This window comes from Flammeovirga sp. MY04 (assembly GCF_001682195.2).
GTDB classification, from domain to species: domain Bacteria; phylum Bacteroidota; class Bacteroidia; order Cytophagales; family Flammeovirgaceae; genus Flammeovirga; species Flammeovirga yaeyamensis.
This window is the reverse complement of sequence record NZ_CP003560.2, coordinates 4155203-4176361: the sequence shown is the minus strand read 5'-3', so window position 1 is coordinate 4176361 and position 21159 is coordinate 4155203. Positions and strand designations below refer to the sequence as shown.

Here is a 21159-nt window from a genome sequence, read left to right as displayed (position 1 = left end):
CACTATTAATAATAATTGATGATGGAACGTCTATTAACTAAAAGCTTTCACATAAAAAGGATCTTACTTTTTGTGTTGATTAGCTACTTCACACACGCTCATGTAATGGCCCAGTACAATGGTGAAATGGGCCCAACAATGACCACCCAAACCTGGCCTGCAGGTACTTTCTTAGCACACTTCCCTGAAGGGGATAGAATCAACACCTATCACAGAAACTATTTAATGATTGCCGGACAGGCCGGTACTGGAATTTGGGATGTCTCTAGTCCAACTACTCCTAAAAGAATACAATTCGATGAAAGAGCCAACAACGGTCACCGATGGTGGAAAATTAACGATTTGTATTGGAGAGAATATTCGGTACCACAAACCGATGGTACTGGATATAAATATTTAGACATGTCGAACATGTTAGACCTAAAGCCTGTAACTACTTCAGACGTTTTATACACTGTTGAATCTGGCAATCCTCATTACGACAAACTAGAAACTTTTCCTCATACGATCGATGGTAACCGAATCTATGATATGAGATCGGGGGAGTTCCTCGGTACAATGCCTGAAGCCATTGCAAAACCAGATATCGTGATGCGTATAGGTAATTACGTTTTCTATATCCCACAAACTGGTGCCATGAGTGTTTACGATTTTGGAGATCCAACAAACGTAAAATTCCTAGGCTCTTTTGGAGGTGATATTCCCCACGAACAATACAGTACTGGTATACAAGTATGGCGAAATAATATTATATACATGAGTGGTAACGAAGCTGTAAATAGTATGGTTGGTTTTGATATCTCAGACCCAACCAACGTAAAACATGCATTCGATTTATCATCAGACGAAATAACACTTGGACGCTATATGATGTTCCAAGATGAATACGGATTTTCTGGGAGATTTGACCGTGGGGTGAAATTCAATTTCGAAACTATGAAAGTAGAACTTGAGTTCACCCCAGCCTCAGACGACGAGGTGCTACAGTTTATCGATAACCAATGGATGCCACTCGGACATATATTGGTGGCTAGTGGAGATGGTAAAACCACCATATTTTGTCACCAAGATGGTTTGGATACTAAACCTCCTACAGTTGGTTTTCAATTCCCTGCCGCAGGTGCAACCAATTTACCTGTGACCAGTACTTTGGGTTTCGTTATCAACGAGACTTTACAAGATATTACGCTAACTGACAAAACAATTCAAGTTAGCCCTCTTGGGGGAGCTCCTATTGCAGGAGATGTGACGTCTACATCCTATAATGTCGTTAATTATGCTCCAAGAGAGGCTTTACTTCCTAACACAACCTATGAGGTAAAATTTGTAGAAGGCGGTATCAAAGATGCTGTGGGTAATGGAATGGAAGAATACATTTTTTACTTCACAACTGGCGGAGATGCATCAAATAAATCTCCTGAAATATCTGCAATCGATATGGATATAGCTTCTCCTTTCCTTGCAGGTAATAAGGTGAATTTTACGGCTGCTGCTTCAGATTTTGAAAATCAGACCATGTCTTATAGATGGGATTTTGGCGATGGTTCACCTCAGACAGCTTGGGGAAGTGAAGCGGTAAGTCATACTTATGCATCAGCAGGAAACTACATTGTTCAAGTGCAAGTATCTGATAATAATGGTGGTTTTTCTGTAAAATCACTTCATGTAAATGTAATTGCCGATGTACCTCTTGAGTTTCCAACACAATCGTCTCCTATTCTAGTTGATGAACTAAAAAGAAACGTTTGGGTGGTTAATCCAGATAATAATTCTGTCAGTATTCTTGATGCTGATTTAATGACTTTTGTGAAAGAACTACCCGTATCAACAGATCCTGTAAGCATTGCAATGGACGGCAACCGCAAAATTTGGGTGACTTGCCGCGATAACGACAAAGTTTATGTGATCGATGCCGATACAGAAGTGGTCGATCAGGTAATTAGTTTACCAAGAGGAACATCGCCTTTTGGTGTAGTGTTTAACTCAGATGGTTCTAGAGGTTTTATTGCCGGATATGGTAGCGATAAGGTGATCGAATTATCCACCGTAGATTACTCGATGACGCAAAGCATAGCAGTAGGACCCACTCCAAAAGCAATGGCAATAGATCCGACTACCAATACACTTTATGTAACTCAGTTTATCTCTCCTCAAGACCAAGGAAAAGTGTGGGAGATCGATTTAACCACCTTTACACTAAATACGGATATTGTTTTACCTATTGATGATTTTTCTATCGATAACGGCAATCAAGGTAGAGGTATTCCTAATTATATCTCTGGTATTAGTATTCACCCTAATGGAGGGAATGCATGGACTGTTGGTAAAAAAGACAATGTACTTAGAGGAGGAATGAGAGATGGAAAACCACTTACTTTCGATAACTCAGTAAGAACCGCTATTTCTCATTTAGATCTTGGTTTATCATCAGAAATTCTTGGCGATCGATTGGATATCGATAATCATGGGCAGCCTTCATCGGTTATACATACACCTAATGGAAATTATGTCTTGGTGACAATGCAAGGCAATAATCATGTAGTAGTAATTGATCCTAAAAAGGGATTGGAATTACTACAAAAGGATGTTGGGCTTGCACCTCAAGGGATGGTATTTGATAAAGTCACTAACAAACTATTCGTCAAAAACTTTATGGATAGAACCGTTTCTGTCTTCGATGCCGATGCTATGGTAAAGAACGGTAATCTTCAATTAGAAGAATTGGCAACAATCTCTACAGTGACCACCGAATTACTTACTGCTCAGGTGCTAAAAGGAAAACAGATTTTCTACGATGCTTCCAATCAGAAAATGGGTAGCGATGGCTATATGAGCTGTGCTTCTTGTCATAACGACGGTGCGGAAGATGGTAGAGTTTGGGATTTTTCTGATCGTGGTGAAGGCCTTAGAAATACAATCACTTTGAAAGGTAGGGCAGGTACTGCACACGGTCCTGTTCACTGGTCGGCTAACTTCGATGAAATTCATGATTTTGAAAACGATATCAGAAATAATTTCAACGGACAAGGATTTATGACGGATGCAGATTTCCATGCTAAAACCAATGCACTCACTTTAGGAACTCCAAAAGCTGGCCTTTCTCAAGATCTTGATGCATTAGTAGCTTACATTGAATCGTTGGATGGTTTTGCTTCTAGCCCTTACAAAGAAGAAGATGGAACACTAACCGCAGATGGACTTGCAGGACAACAGATCTTCCAACAATTAAAATGTGCTAGCTGTCATGGTGGAGATCATTTTACAGATAGTAATTTAGGCATTCGACACGATGTCGGTACTCAAAATGCCAATAGCGGAAACCGATTAGGAAAAGATTTATTGGGTATAGATACTCCCACCTTAAGAGGCGTTTGGAACACTGCTCCTTATTTACACGACGGTTCGGCACTTACTTTAGAAGATGTTTTCCGCTCGAAAAACCAGACGGATGGACACGGAGCGACTTCTACTTTAAGTCCTAAAGAGATGGACCAACTGATCAGTTATTTAAAACAAATTGATGGAACAGAAACAACCTCTGATTTGCCAGAAGTTTCTCAAATTGTTTCTCCTGCTAATGGGCAAGTAATTGATAAAAACAAAGAGATTCCATTAGAAATAAGTAGTGCTTTACCTGACATCACTAAAGTAGAATATTATGTTGATGGAGAGTTAGTAAGTATAATAGAAACAGCCCCTTTTGTGGGAGCATGGACTCCTGTAGTATGGAAAAACTACAAACTCAATGCTCGTATTTTCTATGATAATGGAAAAACCTCATCACTTACTCCGGAAATTGAAACTACCTATAAAGGTGTGATAGATGTGATGTTTATTGTTGGAGATAAAAACCTATCGTCAGACGATTTACTTATCAAAAATAGAATTCAGCAACAGTTTGGTTTTAATGTTCATGTTTTTGATGATAACGATGTTTCTGGACCAACAATGACCAATGCCTATGATCTCATTTTAGTTTCATCAACAGTAGAGCCAAGTATCATTGGACAAAATATAGAAAGAACAATTATTCCTGTGATGACTTGGGATCCATTCATGTACAATAAACTTGGATTGGCCGATGGAGATCTCGACTTAGGTTATGGATTTACCTCCAACGGTCATGCAAAAGCAAGTATTACGAATTCACTTCACCCAATTGTAAGCGGTATTTCGACCGCAGATTCTGTAGAACTATATAGTGTGGTACAATTCTTACCCTTTGCCAATGTTTCAGTAGAAGCAACGGTAATATTAGAAGCAGAGGGTCAACCAATATTATTTGGATATGATCAAGGAAGTGGAATCGCTTCTTCGAGAAGGTTGGCCTTCCCGCTTCGGGATCAGTTTATGCACCTTTTCTCAGAAGATGGATGGAAAATGTTTGACGCAGCTGTTATTTGGACATTGCATGGTGGAGATGCTGACACTCCTGTTAAACAACTACCCGATGTTTATTTCACATCGCCAACAGACAACGAATTGGTCAATGCTCCTTTAAAAATCTTCTTCGAAACAGAAAATTGGTCCTTACCTTCGACAGAATATAAACTCCGATTTAAAATTGATGGTAGTGATCGCGGTTTAATTACAGAAGATAGCGTATTTCAAGACAATTCGGCCTTATCTGAAGGTCCTCATTTACTTACTTTCTTAATGGAAAGAAGTGATAATTCAGCTACAGACATTACCGATTCTATCTGGGTGAATGTCACGAATGATCCATTGCCAGCAGGACCTACTGCTATATTTAACTCACCTTCCAACGGTGGGTATGTTGGACCAGATTTCGACATCAGATTCTCTCTCTATAAATTTGATATTGCCCCTGACGGACCACATGTCGATTTATATATTGATGATGTCTACCATTCATCACATTATACATTGGCATCTATTCCTATTACTGCACTTTCAGGGGGAGAGCATATCTTAAAATTGATATTGGTAAATGCCGATGGTACCAATCATGGCTTAGAAGCAAGCATCACTATTACTGTCGATCCTTTATTTGCCAATATGCCTCAAACACCTTTCAGCATTCAATACAGAGATAATTCTGCAGGTGTACTTACGCAGGAACTAAAACCAGTACTTAGAATCCATAACGATTCTGCTGATGCTGTTCTTCTGGATGATTTTACAATCAGATATTGGTTCTCGAACGAAGATGTCGCACCAATGAGTTTTGGTACAGATTACAGTAGTGTAAAAGGTGTGAATGGAACTTTCTCCACTTATCAAGGTGAACAATTCGTGGAACTTGGTTTTGCTTCTTCGGGAATGTTGAATGCCAAATCGAATACCGGTGAGATACAATTGAGAATGCATCAATCGGGATATCAAATGAACGATCAGAGCAATGATTTCTCGTTTAATGCAGCTCAGACAAGCTTTGGCCCTAATGTAAAAATCACTTTATACAGAAAAGGAGAATTGGTGTGGGGTATTGAGCCAGTGAATGTCAATCAACCACCTAAAATACAATTAGCCACTTCGGCTACAGAAGGAAAAAGTCCTTTAATTGTCGATTTCGATGCAAGTGCTTCTTCAGATCCTGAAGGTACCTCTATAACGTATTTATGGGATTTCGGTGGAGGAATTACTAGTACTGATAGTATCACATCTTATACCTTCACAACAGTAGGAACCCAAAGCGTGACATTAACTGTTACCGATGCCGATGGCCTATCGACCAAAGAAGTAATTGATATTAATGTATTGCCGGATCAGGTACCTCCAATAGCTAAAATAGTAACTGACGTAAGCAGTGGAGAAGCTCCTTTGGTAGTCTCTTTCGATGGATCAACATCAAATGATATGGATGGAGTGATTGCTTCTTATTTATGGGAAATTGATGGCACAACAGCAACGACTGCACTCACGAATTATACTTTCACTCAAGTTGGAGATCAAAAAGTATATTTAACAGTCACTGATGATAGCGGGTTAACATCAACGGATTCTATTACTATCTCTGTACAAGGAGCGAATCAATTACCGACAGCAGCATTTACTTCTTCTGTTACTTCAGGCTTTGCTCCTTTGACAATCGATTTTGATGCGAGCACCTCTTCGGATCCAGATAATGATCCTTTGACTTACACTTGGGATTTTGGTGGAGATGCTCCTGCAACAGGAGTCACAGCTTCTGCCACTTTCGGTGTGGGTGTACATGAGGTCACTTTAACCGTAGAAGATGGTCGAGGCGGAAATGCAAGTATTTTACAAACCATTACGGTAGATGCTAATCCAAATGCTCCAAGTTGTGCTTTCGGAACTCCTTCGGCAACAGCAATTCCTGATTTGTCGAACGTGACCTACAAACATATCTATGTACTTGGAAATGATTCCTGGAATCTAGATCAGGTAAAAGATGCAACTATTAACTGGAGTTTAGCGAATAATGGATTATGGCAATTCTCTCTTAATACAAGCAATGGAGTACCAAGTTGGTGGGTTGATCTAACGTCTAGTATCACCCATACTTTGGCGGATGCACAGCCAACACTTACGTTTACTTCTTCAGGAATACCAGAAATGGACGGTACTTATTATGCTACTATGGAAGGCAATGATTTCGTATTGGTGGAAATCACTGGTAAACAAACCTTGTATTTCACGAATAGTGCAACTGCACCTAGTTGTGGAAATACTGCAAATGCCAGAAAACGTGCGACTCTAAACTTAGAAGAAGAATTGAACTTGAAAGTCTATCCTAACCCATTCTCGACATCAATTTATATCGAAGCGATTGAAGGTTTAGAAGAAATATGGATTTACGATTTAGTTGGAGTGCTTAAAAAACATATTCTTTTGGAATCAGATCAAAAAGGTCTGATTGAATTGGAAAATAAATGGGCCAATGGATTATACATCATAAGGATGAAAGTCGATGGTCAGTTTATAGATAAGAAAATTATCAAACACCAATAACTAACTACAAAGGGAATCAGATTAATTTCTGATTCCCTTTATTTATACGCTCCACTCGTAAAAGTTTGACTCGGTATTTAATGTAAATCCTGCTCTTGGATAAAGTTGGTTGCCTATATTATTCGTTTTTTCTGTTTCCAACATCACAGCACAGGCACCCGATTCTACTGCCAATTCTTTTCCTTTATCAAGAAGCTGAAGTGAAATTCCTTTTCCTCTAAATTTTGGATCAACATAAAGATCATTCAATAACCATAATTTTTTCATTCTAGTAGAAGAAAATAGAGGATACAATTGAGTAAAGCCTGTTAATACACCTTCTTGTTCGTCTACATAAATTATACTATCGTTTAATTCTAAACGCTCTTTTAAAAAAATTCTTGCTGAATTGATGTCCGATTCTTTTCTATAAAATACTCTGTATCCATCAAAAAGAGTGGTTACTTGTTCTAGGTCTTGAAGAGTTGCCTGTCTAGTCATTTTCTTAAAAGTTTATTTGATGAAAAATAGTTGAAAAAAAACACCCAACTGACGAATCAATTGAGTGTTATAAAAATAAGGATATTTTATCTTCAATACCGAAAACTAGAATAAATCTTCGATAGATAAGTAACGCTCACCAGTATCATAGTTAAATGATAACACTTTGCTTCCTTTTGGAATCTCAGGTAATTTTTTCTCGATCGCAGCTAAAGAAGCACCTGTAGAAATACCTCCTAAGAAACCTTCTTTTAAGGCAAACTCAGCAGCCAATTGTTTCGCTCTATCGTTATTTACTCCGATAGCACCGTCAAGTAATTCCACATCAAGGTTACCTGGAATGAAACCTGGTCCGATACCTTGTAATGGGTGAGGTCCTGGGCTTCCGCCACCAATCACAGCACTACCTTCTGGCTCAACTGCAAAAACTTTTAGTTCAGGCCAGAATTTTTTCAATACTTTAGCCACACCTGTAATGTGTCCACCTGTACCTACACCTGTAATTAGATAATCTACACCATCAGGGAAATCGGCTAAAATCTCTTGAGCTGTCGTTTCTTCGTGAACAGCTACATTGGCTGGATTGTCAAACTGAGATGGAATCCAAGCATTATCACTTGCTTCCAATAATTCTTGTGCTTTGGCAATTGCTCCTTTCATACCACCTTCTTTAGGTGTTAGTACTAATTTTGCACCATAAGCCGCCATCAACTTTCTTCTTTCGATACTCATCGATTCTGGCATCACCAAAGTAAGTGAATACCCTTTTACAGCAGCTACCATAGCCAAACCAATACCTGTGTTACCAGAAGTAGGTTCAATTATGGATGTATCTTTATTGATCACACCATCTTTTTCCGCTTGGTTAATCATCGATAAAGCAATTCTATCTTTGATACTTCCACCAGGATTAAATTTCTCCGCTTTCATATAAACTTCATGATCGCTTCCGAAAAGTTGGTTGATACAAATGATGGGTGTTCCTCCAATACTATCTAGGACGTTGTTATAAATCATTGTTGTTAGATTTTGGTTACCAAATATATTATTTCAATTTACTACATAAATATGGATTCAAAAAAGGCAACCGAAAGTAATTCAGTTGCCTAATGCAGAAAATTATCACTCGACTATAGTACTTCTACTACACTATCTAGTTCCAGTCTAGATTTAGCTGTTTTAGCAGGTTGGTTACCATCTTCTTCATCACGGTATCCAATCATTACCGCTACTAATGGTTGATAACCATCTAAACCTAAAATTTCTTTGTATTTATCGTTTTCGATGCCTTCCATAGGTGTTGAATCGATATTCATCGAAGCAATAGCAGAAAGGAAATAACCTATAGCAAGATACACTTGTTCAGACATCCAATTTTGTACTTTCTCATCACCTTGTGGTTTTAAGAAATTATTGTAGTACCAAACTGCACCCTCCGCTAAATATGATTCCATATTTTCTTCGAATTTAGCTGCACTTTCAACTACACTGAAAACCACTACATGACTACCTTCAACTAATTTTTCTTCATTGAAATATGAAGCTTTTCCTAATTTTTCTTTCAATTCTTGGTTACCCACAATCGTAAATTTCCAAGGCTGAGAGTTAATTGAAGAGGGGCTGTATTGTAAAATCTCTTTAATTCTTTCGATATCTGCTTCACTTACTTTTTTAGAAGCATCATATTTTTTTGTTGTGTATCTTGATTTAGCGATGTCAATAAATTCCATAATTGTATTTTTTTATTTGATGATTGATTCAACGGCAATGAGTTTTATTTGTTTAAACAAATCATCAGGATTAAACTTTATTCACTTTATCATCAAAAGTTTTACATTAATAATTAATGTTACTATACTTTTGATAGTTACAAACATAAGTACCGTTGAAATAAGAATCAATAACGGACAAAAAGGTTAGTTTAAATATTAACTTTTGTTTTAATTGAGTAAATTCAAACATCATTAAATAAAGTAACTATACTTTTGTTAGTTTCGTATATTTATATAATTATTGAGTATTAGAAGTACGAATCCTTCTGTTTATAAAAAACGTAGTATCATGAAATTTAAAGTAGACGATAAAGAATATCCTTGCTGTACAAGCCTAACCATGAAATATATTGGAGGTAAATGGAAGACAGTTATTCTCATTCATCTTAAAACACAACCTCATCGCTATAACGAATTAAAAAAAATTATATCGACTATTAGTGAGCGAACATTAAGTCTACAATTGAAACAATTGGAAGAAGACGGTCTTATTAATAGAAAAGTTTTAGCTACAGATAAACCACCATTAAAAGTAGAATATTCATTAACTGATTTTGGAAAGACTTTAATTCCATTATTGGATGCTATTTCATCTTGGGGTGAACAAGCAGCAAGTCTGGACGATAAAGTTGAAGTTATTGGATAATCAAAAAAACAGTCACTAAAAAGTGACTGTTTTTTTTCTGACTGATCTACGATAAGTTAATATTTCTCTCTTACTGCTGTTAATTGATATGGGTCGGTTATTAAACAAACTACTAGTTATCTTACTAAAGATATATATTTTGATCTATAGGCATAAGCTAAATAAATTACCATACCTAAGAATACTGTCGCACCACCAATACCTGCTGGATCCAATGTCGCATGGAAAAGAAAAGCGTTAAATCCAATTGCACCTAATACAATTAGAGTGATAGGTACTTGCTTCTTTATTGCTAACATTATACCTCCTACAAGTTCTAGTACACCTGCGATAGGTAATATTCCCATCATCATTAGTGAACCAAATACTTGTGCTACTTGATCGTTTGCAGGGGGCATTGGAATAAATTGAGCAAATTTGTTCGCTCCAAAAACAATCATCATTAAAGCTAATAAATAGCGAACGGCCATTGTTGCTTTTGATTCTTCAAATGTTTTCTCTTCTGAATTGGTTATTGCTTGAGTTGACATAATATTAATTGTTTTATCTTTATTTGTTGAAACAAATTTATTCAATTTACACCATCATAACAAGGATTAAACAATATTTGTTTAAACAACTCATGTAAAAGAACGAAAATAACATTCTAAAATACTCATAGTCAGTTGATTACATTTAATATATATTTGTTTTTATGAGAGGTAAGAGGTAAGGTAATTTAAATTGTTGGGATAACTTAATCAAACATTGGTCTTATTATTCTGAGGCAGTGAAACCACTCGTTTCTATGAACTATTAGCTTTAGCTATTAGAAGTAGATATGAAAAACATAAATTTAAAAAAAATACAAGAAACTAAATATCAGTTATTTATGAAATAATTTCATTTTTTTTCATCAAAGAATAGGGGTAACTAAATAGTGGAGGGTCATTACTATGAAAAGCGGTAAAGGCGTCTATCGCAATTCAAAATATGATTCAGAAAAAAAAGAAATTAATATAAATATGAAAAAGTTATCCTTATATATCGTTTTATTCATCCTTGGTTTAACTACAACTTTTGCACAAAACGATTCGACTAAAACAAATCAGTTTACTGGACAAGTTTCTTTCTTGTATCCTTTAGGTACAAATGGTACAAATACTGATCAAGTAAACGATTTATCTTTTAATATTTTATGGGGCGTTAACGGTGGAGTTAAACATTTTGAATTAGGTGGTATTGCCAACGTAAATAAAGGAGATGTTAGAGGTTTCCAAATGGCAGGTATTACAAACGTCGCTGCAGGAGAAAATAAAGGCTTTATTGTTTCTGGTATTACCAACTATGCTAACAAGGGGTTAGACGGAATGCAGATGGCAGGTATCAATAACTTTGCGAGAGAAGATGTGAGTGGTGCTCAAATTTCTGGTATTTCGAATGTGGCTAATAAAGATATGGATGGTGCTCAAATTGGTTTAACCAATACAACAAGAGGTAAAGCTACAGGTATGCAATTAGGTTTAATCAACTTTACAGATTCGTTAGTAGGTACTCAAATTGGTTTAATCAACGTGGTTTCATCAGGTGCTGAGGGTACGCCAATTGGTTTAATTAACGTAGTGAAAGATGGTTACTATGCTGTTGAGGTGAGTACTTCAGAAACACTTTGGGCAAATATCAACTTCAAAATGGGTACTGAAAAGTTCTATACTATTTTCAAAGCGGGTTATTCAGAATATGATAGTAAAGTAGTAAGTAGTGTAGGTGCTGGTTTTGGTACTTTATTTAACCTAAACAAAACAGTAGGTATCGCATTAGACCTTTCTGCAAACCAAATTATTTACGATAACTCTTGGGATACTGGAAGCTTAAACTTATTAAGTAAAGCCGATTTGAATGCTCAGTTCCACATCACTAAAAACCTAACTGTTTTTGCTGGTCCATCATTTAATGTATATACAGTAGATCAAAAAGTAAATGGAGCAGAACAAGCAGGTACATTAAGCGTTCCAGAACATGCTTTCTATGACAAGACTTCTAGCCATGGTACAAGAAATGCTCTCTGGATTGGTGGTCAAGCAGGTTTGAACATCAATTTCTAATAATCTCAGTTTTTAAGTTAAATATACAAGCAAGGCAATTGGTCTAATTTGAGATCAAATTGCCTTTTTTAATTTCTAAAGTTTACTCTTATTTCATAATCAAGTATTTCTTTTTTTAGCCCTTTATTATTAAAAAATTGGTAATGCCATTCAATAAAAAATAGTATCATTTTGATATGAAAAGTTCAATAGTACACCAAAAGAAGTTTTAGCACTAAATCAGAAATAGACTTTGCTTTTAGAAAGAAGTTATATTCTTATTTTAATTATTTTCTGAGGAGACAAAACAAAAAAACAAGACATTTGATATAATTGACTAACCAAGAAATTAATTATCAAAAGCTATGTATTGTCTTTGTTATATTAGTACAAGAAATGAAAAATTGAACGATGATGTTCTAAAGGAAATTTTAACCCAAAGTAGAAAAAGTAATCAAAATAAGGAGTTAACCGGCCTATTGGTTTTAATGGATAATCAGTTTCTACAAATCTTAGAAGGAGAAGAAAAGGAAGTCAACAGTCTTTATAACAAAATCTGTAAGGATACAAGACACTCCTATGTCCAGAAAATTTACTCTGGTGAACTCGATAAAAGAAACTTCGCTTCTTGGGATATGGCATTCCATGAGATTCATTGGGAAGATCTGGAAGACGCTGGCTTATTAACTCAATACGAAAATGGAGGAAAACTTAGCGATTATCTTAAGGATAAAAATCATTATGTGATAGAATACCTGAAATCTTTAAATGGAATCGAAAAACTGCAATTAAATTTACCTAAATAAAAAATGGACGTAGTATCACTTCGTCCACATATATTTTATTTTCTTCTTAAGCAGCAGAAAGTGAAATTTTGAATGGTATCAAACGGTGTGGTATGATCTACTTCTAGCGTATTGATTAATTCAAAATCAGTATCAAATGTTTTGGACAATTGATCTATAGAGTATTGTTTGATTGGTATTCCACTACACTTCTTCGGCCCATTTTCCGAAAATGTACCAATAACTAACAAACCGTCCGATTGAATACTTTTACCGACAATTCTTTTATACTTTTCTATATCATCCGCCTCTGTTAGAAAATGAAATGCGGCCCTATCATGCCAAAAATCAAATTTTTTATCCGATTCAAAAGTAGTCACATCACTTTCTATCCATTGCACTGCATTGGCCTTTTTGTCCAATCGTTGTTTGGCCCTATCCAAAGCTTTTTTAGAAATATCTAAAACGGATACATCAGTAAAACCTTTTTCTAATAAATGATCGACCAAAAAGCTATCCCCACCACCAACATCAATAATAGAGGCATCTTTTGACAGCACCGATCGTTCTATAAAATCCAAAGATGTTTGAGGTACTTTCTGATACCAACTCACTTCTGTGATTAATTTTTTAGAATATATTTCTTCCCAATGTTGTTTCTTATTGAACTCTTCCATTAAAATCTGATGTTTGATATATGCTGTAAATAGGTCTGATAAAGATACAATTAATCTTAAATTCCTCACCTATTTACCTTTAAAGGAAATCATTACCAACTATTAAATGATTATTCACTCATTAATATCACGCTGATAATCAATTAAATATTTAAATGAAAAGCTAGATTCTTAATATTAATCATCTTATTTTTCATTAAAAAGCATTTAATTTGTAGTGACTGTGTGTACACCTACACGGTTATTACAACTAGAAAACATATATACATAAGCATTTATATCAATCGTTTCATGGAACTAAAACGAGTATTTGATTTTATTGACCAGCAAAAATCGCTATACGGTGGTTTAGAGGTGTGTTTTGCAAATAAAGTAAACGAAGAATGGGTTACTTACTCTACTGAAAAGACATCTAATATTCTATATCAATTAGGTAGTGGCTTATTACGTTACGGCCTAAAGAAAGGCGATAAAGTAGCAATTGTTTCGGAAAACCGTCCTGAATGGAATTTTGTAGATTTGGCCTGTGCTCAAATTGGAGTAACAGTAGTGCCTATTTACCCCACCATTACAGAGGACGATTATTTATATATTTTCAATCATGCTGAAATCAAGGTAGCATTTTTAGAATCGCAACACCTTGTAAACAAAATCAGAAAGATTGATGAAAAGCTACCTGAACTAGAGAAGGTCTATACCTTTAATGAAGTAGAAGGAGAAACCTCATGGAAGACTTTACTTTCTGCATCGGAAGAAGAAATAGCTAACATTGATAAGATCAAAGACAGCATTCAAGAAGAAGATCTTTACACTATTGTCTATACCTCTGGTACGACAGGCAATCCTAAAGGAGTGATGCTTTCTCATAGAAATGTGGTTACAGATGCTATTGCTGCCGCAGAAACCCTTCCTGTAGATAGAGGGAATGCAAGAGCATTAAGTTTCTTACCCTTATCTCACGTATATGAACGTACAAGTTTGTACTCTTATTTATGTGGTGGCGTATCGGTTTATTTTGCTGAAAATGTAGCAAAAGTAGCCGACAACTTGAAAGAGGTAAAACCTCATGTTTTCTGTACGGTTCCTCGTCTTTTAGAAAAAGTATACGATGCTATTCTTAATAAAGGAATGGCCACAAAAGGTTTAGCAAGGGCTATTTTCTTTTGGTCATTAAACTTGGGACTGCGTTATAATCCAAGAGAGAAACAATCGCTTTGGTACCGTTTCCAACACTTTATTGCTGATAAATTGGTCTTCAAGAAATGGAGAGCAGCTTTAGGTGGTGAAATTAGAAATATGAACGTAGGTGCTGCAGCACTTCAACCACGATTGATTCGTTCTTTCTGGGCTGCAGGTATTAAAGTATGCGAAGGTTACGGTATGTCTGAAGCCGCTCCTGTAGTTTGTGTGAACAGAGTAAATCCGCAAGACATGATGATTGGCACAGTCGGTCCTGTTCTAAATGGAATTGATGTTAAAATTGCACCTGACGGAGAGATCTTGATTAAAGGTCCAAACGTGATGATGGGCTACTACAAACAACCCGAATTGACGGCCGAGACGGTTGTAGATGGTTGGTTACACTCTGGAGATATTGGCGAATTAATCGATGGAAAATTCTTAAAGATCACCGATCGTAAGAAAGAATTATTCAAGACTTCGGCAGGTAAATACATTTCTCCTCAGTTCTTAGAAAATAAGCTGAAAGAATCGTTTTATATAGAACAAGTAGCTGTAATTGGCAGTAACCAAAAGTTTGCAGCCGCTTTAATCGTTCCAAATTTCGAAGCATTATCAAATTGGTGTGAGGAGAACAATATTTTTGAGGAAAACCCTCAAAAAGTGATTGAAAACCCTACTGTCTTGAAAATGTTCAAAAAGGAAATAGCTGCGGCCAACAAATCATTTGCTCGTTATGAACAAGTACAAAAGTTCAGTTTACTAGAAAATGAATGGACGGTTGATACAGGTGAAGTAACACCAACGCTGAAACCTAAGCGAAAAATCATCAACGAAAAATATGAAAAAGAGATTGAGGAGATTTACTCTTAATCCCTTCAATATCATCAAAATATAATCGATTAATTTGAATTTAATCTTTAAAAAGCCTGTGAGAAATCATGGGCTTTTTTTAATGACTTCACCCCTTCAAAAAATATTTTCATTTTTTTCTCAATCTTGGCAACCATCTGATAACAAACAGCGTATTACTAGCTCTCAACATAGTTTTGTGATGAAAATTAAATAAGCCTTCATCCAAAACTCATCTTAATTTATTCGAAGATGACTAGTGATAAATTAGTCCTTTTAGGTAAGGAGATTAAAGAGGGAAAAGGGGCGGTACTAGAATTAGAAGTCGCTAAACTTCATACAAGAAACAGTCTGAAGGTTCCCGTAATTGTAGAAAGAGGAAAGAAAGACGGACCTGTGCTTTTACTTCTAGGTGGTGTACATGGAGATGAATCCAATGGGGTGGCTATTGTACGTGATATCATCAGAAAGAAGTACCATAAACCAAAGAATGGTACCATTATCTGCATTCCTGTATTTAACGTTTTTGGTTACCTCAACTTATCCAGAGCTTTTCCTGATGGAAGAGATTTAAACAGAATCTTTCCTGGATCCAAAAGAGGTTCTTTGGCGAGTCAGTTTGCTTATACTTTTACCAAAGAAATTGCTCCATATGTCGATTATGTATTGGATTTCCACACCGGTGGAGCCGATAGAAGTAACTATCCCAACATTCGCTGCAACTTTGATGAGGAGAAAGAGTTTGAAATGGCCAAAGCTTTCGGTGCACCTTTTATGATGCACTCCAGCTACATACATCATTCTATTCGAGAAACCATCCATAAAATGGGTAAACCTATTATTCTTTTTGAAGGAGGGAAATCTCTTCACTTAGATAATGAGGTGATCCAATGTGGAGTTACTGGAGCACTTAATGTGATGAAACATCTTGGCTTACAAGAAGGTGAAATTGATATTCATCAACCTACCGTTTTCATCAAGAAAAGTAAGTGGTTGAGAGCTCCTTATTCCGGAATCTTCGAGTCGATGATTCAGAACGGAGAATATGTTACTAAAAAACAATTGATAGGTCGTGTATCAGATCCTTTTGGAGAATTTGAGAAGAAAATTTACGCTCCTTTTGATGGACATATTTTTGGATTAAATACTGCTCCAAACGTGTATAAAGGCGATGCCATCTTCCATATCAGTGTAACCAAATAAAAATGATATTGTCTGAACCACTATTCAGATGTTTTACTTTCATATAATTTGTGTCAGGACATGTAAGAGCGTTGCTTTGCGGCGCTCCTACCATTTTAATCATCTACCAATAATTTTACTTTTTTAGCAAGGTATTCCATACTAAACGGATGGATAATAAGTGATACTAAAACGATAAAACTCACAATATAAAATATCATTTCCGAGTTAGGCAGGTTGGATAAAATAGGAATCAATGCAAACACAATAGGTGTTGCTCCTTTTAACCCACTCCAAGAAATAAATATCTTTTTATTCATTGGTGTTTTTAAAGGCAGGTAAGAGATAAACACCCCTAATGGCCTTGCTATAAAGAATAGGAATAATGTTGGTAATATGGCTATTGGAATAACCTCTACTAAGTTTTCTGGGAATATCTGTAAACCCAATATAAGGAACATAACCGATTGAGCCAACCAAGAAAAACTATTGAAAAAATGTAGAGAATTATACTTGTTTTGGTAATCTAAAGTGTTTAGTAATACCCCCAAGATATATGCTCCAATCAATGCATTTCCGCCCATCAACTGACAAATTTTCAAGAAGACAATCAGTGTGCTGAATAATAAAATAGGTACTAAACCTTCCTCCTGGAAATGGAATTTCTTGAAAATAAATTTAATAATATAGAAAATCACAAAGGATAAGCCTACACCAACTGATAGTTGCTGAACAAAGAATTGAATGTATTCCACATAATCAATTGGTAAATCTGGAGTTTTTAGAATACTGACAAAAATTAATGTAAGAATCATTGCCATAGGATCGTTGGTTGCCGATTCGAACTCCAATACCTTATCAGAAGCAAACTTTAATTTCATCTGTTTGGCTTCTAAAACCCCAAAAACGGCTGCTGCATCTGTGGAAGAAACAATAGAACCCAATAATAAGCCCTCTAATAATGATAAAGGTGTTACAAATGAGGCAAATACACCCAAGGCCAAGGAGGTGACTAAAACTCCAACATTAGAAACTAACAATCCTTCTTTAAATACCTTTTTGATATCCAAAACTTTGGTATGCAATCCCCCCACAAAAATGATGAGTACTAAAGCTGCCTGACTAATAAAGTCGGTGAGAACAGGATTATCATAAACTTCAAAAGAAGATTCCCCATTCCCTAAAAACAACCCTACACCTATAAAAATAAATGCCGCAGGTATGCCTAAGTTTTTACTCGGATTATAAAGTAAAATACCAATGATGATTAAAACAGCTAGCAATAGCGTCATCTCGCTTCCGATCATGTTGTAGTTCTTTTAAATTAGTGAATTTTTAGTTGAGCATCCTTTTCTGAATTGGGTAATTTATGGAATATAAAGTTCAAATTGGTTTGTTCAGTCATTTAGCTCTTCTTTTTTTAACGGAAAAACGATAACAAGTATTCATAGATACCATTAAATAGTATTAAAAAAACAACGGTCAAAGAAAATATGCCTTTCCTTGACCGTTGATAATAAGAATTTCTATAGCGATATAGATATTTTTTTATTCGGATTATTCACCACTAATTTTTGCGGTTGAAATTCTTCTATTGCATGCAAAGCAAAACCTTTTCCTGCTTCTCTATAAACATTAAAGACGGCATTCACTCCTATTTCTTTTAAAGGTGCCACCTGATCAGCATACTCAACAATTGCTGTAGACATTCCTTTGAAATTTTGTTTATACAATTGCTTTGCTCCCAACTCATTGGCATGATGGTGAGGCATAGCAAAAAAGATTAACGTGATATTATTTAAGGTTTTAATTCTTTCCCAAAAGTCACTATCTACAGCATCACCTTGAATAACATTTCGTCCTTCTTTTTTCTGTTTTTCTACTGTATGATCATTCACTTCAATACCTAGAACAACATCTCCAAATTGTTTTTGCATTTCATCATACACACCAGAGCCGATACGTCCCATTCCTACTACCAAAACTTTTGCCTTCCCAATTTCAATCATTTTATCCATTGTATTCAGGCGGCTACTTTCACTTTTAAACTGAGACAATCCTAAATACACCTCATTACTCCAATTATTAATTGGTGCCGATATCAAGAAAGATAGAGAAACTGCAATGGCAATACTTACTAACATTTCTCCAGGTAACCATCCCATTTTGTAAGCCAAACCACCAACGATAAGGCCAAATTCACTATAGTTCATCAACATCAAACTACCGAAAACGGATGTTCTTACCCTGAAGTTAAAACGATCGAATACTTGGAAGTACAACCAACCTTTGATGGGTAAAAGTATCACTAAAGCGATAGCAAATAACAAAGCATTCAAGGTCACTGAGGCTGTCAATCCAATATCAAGGAAGAAACACACCAACAACAACTCTTTGATGTTGAATAAAGCTTTCGATAATTCTGATGCTTTTTTATGACTAGACATCATCACTCCCATCACTAAAGCACCTAGATCTGCTTTTAATCCTACAATGGAGAACAATCCTGCTCCTACTACCAATGCCATAAATACACCAAAAAGCACCAACATTTCTCCGTGTTCTACAGTATCTAAGATCTTAAAGAATAGTGGTCGAATTAAAGGAAGGGTAAATAGTAATAACGCCCATACTTCTGGAACTTTACCAGAACTAACGGTCATGAACACTACGGCGAAGATATCTTGCATGACCAATACTCCAATGGCTAATGATCCATATACAGCATTCATCACCCCTTTATCTTGAAGTGTTTTAATTGCAAATACAGTACTTGAGAACGATAGGGCAAAAGCAATTAGTACCAATTGCATGATCTCTAAATCTTGAAGAATGGATAGCCCCATCCATTGCAGTGCCCATAATGCTGCTACAAAATATAGTGAACTGAGTAAATTATGAATTAAGGAACTTAACCAAATATGCTTACCTATAAGCATTTTGATATCTAACTTTAATCCAATGGTAAATAATAATAAAGTGACCCCTAAATCGGCTAATTGCTTAATTTGAGTGGTATCGTCGATACCAAAATAATGCAATAAGAAACCTGTTAATAGAAATCCTACTAGCGGTGGAAACTTTAATTTTAAGGCCACATAACCTGCGATAAATGCAGAGAGAATAATAATAATGTGTGTGGTCATATATAAAATCGGTTAGTGAATTATTTAGTTTTAATCGCTATGGATTATATGAAAAAAACTTCATATTAAAAAGTTTAAAAATGATGTAAATAGTTAAATTTTAACTACTTATTTATCTGCATTACCCACTTGAAACAGTAATATATGAATTCAGGAAATTAATATTAATATTACTACTTGATCTACTTTTTATAAGAAAAAAAACTAATTATCATGCAAGCTAAACCAATCTTCATCACATTAATATTGGTTCTTCTTCAATCGACGAATCTATTTTCTCAAGTATCCTTTCAAAGTGGATATTATATCAATCTAGAGAATGATACTGTATCGTGTTATATCAAAAACTTGGATTGGAGAACAACTCCTCAAAAAATACAGGTAAAAAAGAATTTATCTCAAACCGAACATCAAGTGGTCAAAAAAGAGGAACTACTTGAATTTGAAATTTATGGTGAACTGAAATATATCAAAGCAACCGTACCTGTGGATAGAACTTCCCAGTACACCGATGGTTTATCAGATTTTAGAAAGCCCGATTTTAAAACTGAAACCATATTGCTCAAAGAACTATTTAGCAATACTTATTCCTTGTATCTATTATCTGATAAAAACATCAAATATTTCTATTATAAGGATAAGAATAATACTATTCAACCACTTGTCTTTAAAGAGTATTATAATGATAAGCAGTTAGTATTGAATAAGAACTTACAATATCAACAGGACCTCTACAATCTCTTCGAAGACAAAGGGATTAGTAGTAATTATGTGAAAGATCTTTCTTATTCAACTTCATCCTTAAGAAGATGTTTTCAGAAGTTTGATCCTATTGAGAAAAAAGAGAAAAACGAAGTCTCTAAAAAAAGCTTCAGAATAAGTATTCGACCAGGGCTTTCGATTGGTAATTATATCGATGAACAGAAAAATAAATATAACCTACCTCTCGATGGCCCCAACAACTATGGCACTAAATTGAATTTTAAATTTGGTGTTGAACTAGAAAAAGCCTTTTCTGCCAATCACTATAAATGGAGAATTTATGCAGAACCTTCTTACAGAAGTTATTCTTCGGCTATTGTGGTCAACGATTTAAACATCAGTATCAATTATCAATCTTTTCTTATTCCTATAGGCCTTCGTTATTATTCTTATTTAAAAAATGATTGGGCGGTGTATTATAACGTTGGTGCTACTTTAGACAACCCAATCAATTCTTATGTGGATCATAATGTGTACACAGCTCCCACGACAATCCGTTTCAATATGGCCTATCACTTAGGTATTGGATTGAAACACAATGAAAAATGGGGGACAGAGTTTAGATATACCAAACATGGATCTTTAATTCATGACGCTGAGCAAATAGATCGATTTAAAGCATTTGAGATTAATTTAATTTATACCATCAATTGATTTTTAATATTATATTAGTGCGACC

Annotated in this window: 14 protein-coding genes; 7 read left to right on the top strand and 7 right to left on the bottom strand. The window is 35.4% G+C overall.

Annotated features, from left to right (window positions below; translation table 11 throughout):
- The first annotated feature begins 105 nt into the window (after nt 1–105).
- Entirely contained in the window at nt 106–6936 is a 6831-nt protein-coding gene (locus MY04_RS16665; RefSeq protein WP_066211475.1) for a PKD domain-containing protein, read from the top strand.
- A gap of 42 nt (nt 6937–6978) precedes the next feature.
- Here MY04_RS16665 and MY04_RS16660 read toward each other — a convergent pair whose 3' ends face one another.
- The 3 genes from MY04_RS16660 to MY04_RS16650 form a co-directional block, all read right to left on the bottom strand.
- Complete coding sequence (locus MY04_RS16660; RefSeq protein WP_066211473.1) at nt 6979–7416, bottom strand: GNAT family N-acetyltransferase; 438 nt, start codon at nt 7414–7416, stop codon at nt 6979–6981.
- A 105-nt stretch (nt 7417–7521) separates the two neighbouring features.
- On the bottom strand, nt 7522–8433 hold the full coding sequence (gene cysK / locus MY04_RS16655; protein WP_066211471.1) for a cysteine synthase A: 912 nt from the start codon (nt 8431–8433) through the stop codon (nt 7522–7524).
- 113 nt (nt 8434–8546) lie between these two features.
- Nucleotides 8547–9146, bottom strand: coding sequence for a nitroreductase family protein (locus MY04_RS16650; RefSeq protein ID WP_066211468.1), 600 nt, complete (start codon nt 9144–9146; stop codon nt 8547–8549).
- A 331-nt stretch (nt 9147–9477) separates the two neighbouring features.
- On the opposite strand from MY04_RS16650, the gene MY04_RS16645 reads away from it, so the two are divergent.
- A complete protein-coding gene (locus MY04_RS16645) occupies nt 9478–9834 on the top strand; it encodes a winged helix-turn-helix transcriptional regulator (protein WP_066211465.1) in 357 nt (118 codons plus the stop codon).
- A 116-nt stretch (nt 9835–9950) separates the two neighbouring features.
- On the opposite strand, the gene MY04_RS16640 is transcribed toward MY04_RS16645, so the two are convergent.
- Nucleotides 9951–10364, bottom strand: a complete 414-nt coding sequence (locus tag MY04_RS16640) for a DoxX family membrane protein (protein ID WP_084005931.1) — start codon at nt 10362–10364, stop codon at nt 9951–9953.
- A gap of 474 nt (nt 10365–10838) precedes the next feature.
- Between MY04_RS16640 and MY04_RS16635 the strand changes: the two genes are divergently transcribed.
- Together MY04_RS16635 and MY04_RS16630 are read left to right on the top strand one after the other, a co-directional pair.
- Nucleotides 10839–11918 carry an LA_2272 family surface repeat-containing protein gene (locus MY04_RS16635; RefSeq protein ID WP_158297742.1) on the top strand — a complete coding sequence of 360 codons (1080 nt, stop codon included), beginning with the start codon at nt 10839–10841 and terminating at the stop codon, nt 11916–11918.
- A gap of 344 nt (nt 11919–12262) precedes the next feature.
- Nucleotides 12263–12703, top strand: a complete 441-nt coding sequence (locus MY04_RS16630; RefSeq protein ID WP_066211459.1) for a BLUF domain-containing protein — start codon at nt 12263–12265, stop codon at nt 12701–12703.
- A gap of 35 nt (nt 12704–12738) precedes the next feature.
- Here the strand turns inward: MY04_RS16630 and MY04_RS16625 are convergent, their stop codons facing one another.
- Nucleotides 12739–13428, bottom strand: a complete 690-nt coding sequence (locus tag MY04_RS16625; protein ID WP_236941080.1) for a class I SAM-dependent methyltransferase — start codon at nt 13426–13428, stop codon at nt 12739–12741.
- A 222-nt stretch (nt 13429–13650) separates the two neighbouring features.
- On the opposite strand from MY04_RS16625, the gene MY04_RS16620 reads away from it, so the two are divergent.
- Together MY04_RS16620 and MY04_RS16615 are read left to right on the top strand one after the other, a co-directional pair.
- Complete coding sequence (locus MY04_RS16620; RefSeq protein ID WP_066211455.1) at nt 13651–15411, top strand: AMP-dependent synthetase/ligase; 1761 nt, start codon at nt 13651–13653, stop codon at nt 15409–15411.
- A gap of 231 nt (nt 15412–15642) precedes the next feature.
- Nucleotides 15643–16593 (top strand): succinylglutamate desuccinylase/aspartoacylase family protein, encoded by a 951-nt coding sequence (locus MY04_RS16615; RefSeq protein ID WP_066211452.1) that lies wholly within the window; start codon nt 15643–15645, stop codon nt 16591–16593.
- A 95-nt stretch (nt 16594–16688) separates the two neighbouring features.
- Here the strand turns inward: MY04_RS16615 and MY04_RS16610 are convergent, their stop codons facing one another.
- Both MY04_RS16610 and MY04_RS16605 read right to left on the bottom strand, forming a co-directional pair.
- Nucleotides 16689–17879, bottom strand: coding sequence for a potassium/proton antiporter (locus MY04_RS16610; RefSeq protein WP_066211449.1), 1191 nt, complete (start codon nt 17877–17879; stop codon nt 16689–16691).
- Between the two features lie 219 nt (nt 17880–18098).
- Complete coding sequence (locus MY04_RS16605) at nt 18099–19718, bottom strand: cation:proton antiporter family protein (RefSeq protein WP_066211445.1); 1620 nt, start codon at nt 19716–19718, stop codon at nt 18099–18101.
- A 213-nt stretch (nt 19719–19931) separates the two neighbouring features.
- On the opposite strand from MY04_RS16605, the gene MY04_RS16600 reads away from it, so the two are divergent.
- Complete coding sequence (locus MY04_RS16600; RefSeq protein WP_066211443.1) at nt 19932–21134, top strand: outer membrane beta-barrel protein; 1203 nt, start codon at nt 19932–19934, stop codon at nt 21132–21134.
- Nucleotides 21135–21159: the final 25 nt, after the last annotated feature.

Coding starts and splice junctions, on each gene's coding strand:
- MY04_RS16610 (WP_066211449.1), bottom strand. CDS start 17,879: ATGATCGGAAGCGAGATGACGCTATTGCTAGCTGTTTTAATCATCATT.
- MY04_RS16605 (WP_066211445.1), bottom strand. CDS start 19,718: ATGACCACACACATTATTATTATTCTCTCTGCATTTATCGCAGGTTAT.
- MY04_RS16645 (WP_066211465.1), top strand. CDS start 9,478: ATGAAATTTAAAGTAGACGATAAAGAATATCCTTGCTGTACAAGCCTA.
- cysK (WP_066211471.1), bottom strand. CDS start 8,433: ATGATTTATAACAACGTCCTAGATAGTATTGGAGGAACACCCATCATT.
- MY04_RS16650 (WP_066211468.1), bottom strand. CDS start 9,146: ATGGAATTTATTGACATCGCTAAATCAAGATACACAACAAAAAAATAT.
- MY04_RS16665 (WP_066211475.1), top strand. CDS start 106: ATGGCCCAGTACAATGGTGAAATGGGCCCAACAATGACCACCCAAACC.
- MY04_RS16600 (WP_066211443.1), top strand. CDS start 19,932: ATGCAAGCTAAACCAATCTTCATCACATTAATATTGGTTCTTCTTCAA.
- MY04_RS16620 (WP_066211455.1), top strand. CDS start 13,651: ATGGAACTAAAACGAGTATTTGATTTTATTGACCAGCAAAAATCGCTA.
- MY04_RS16660 (WP_066211473.1), bottom strand. CDS start 7,416: ATGACTAGACAGGCAACTCTTCAAGACCTAGAACAAGTAACCACTCTT.
- MY04_RS16640 (WP_084005931.1), bottom strand. CDS start 10,364: ATGTCAACTCAAGCAATAACCAATTCAGAAGAGAAAACATTTGAAGAA.
- MY04_RS16630 (WP_066211459.1), top strand. CDS start 12,263: ATGTATTGTCTTTGTTATATTAGTACAAGAAATGAAAAATTGAACGAT.
- MY04_RS16615 (WP_066211452.1), top strand. CDS start 15,643: ATGACTAGTGATAAATTAGTCCTTTTAGGTAAGGAGATTAAAGAGGGA.
- MY04_RS16635 (WP_158297742.1), top strand. CDS start 10,839: ATGAAAAAGTTATCCTTATATATCGTTTTATTCATCCTTGGTTTAACT.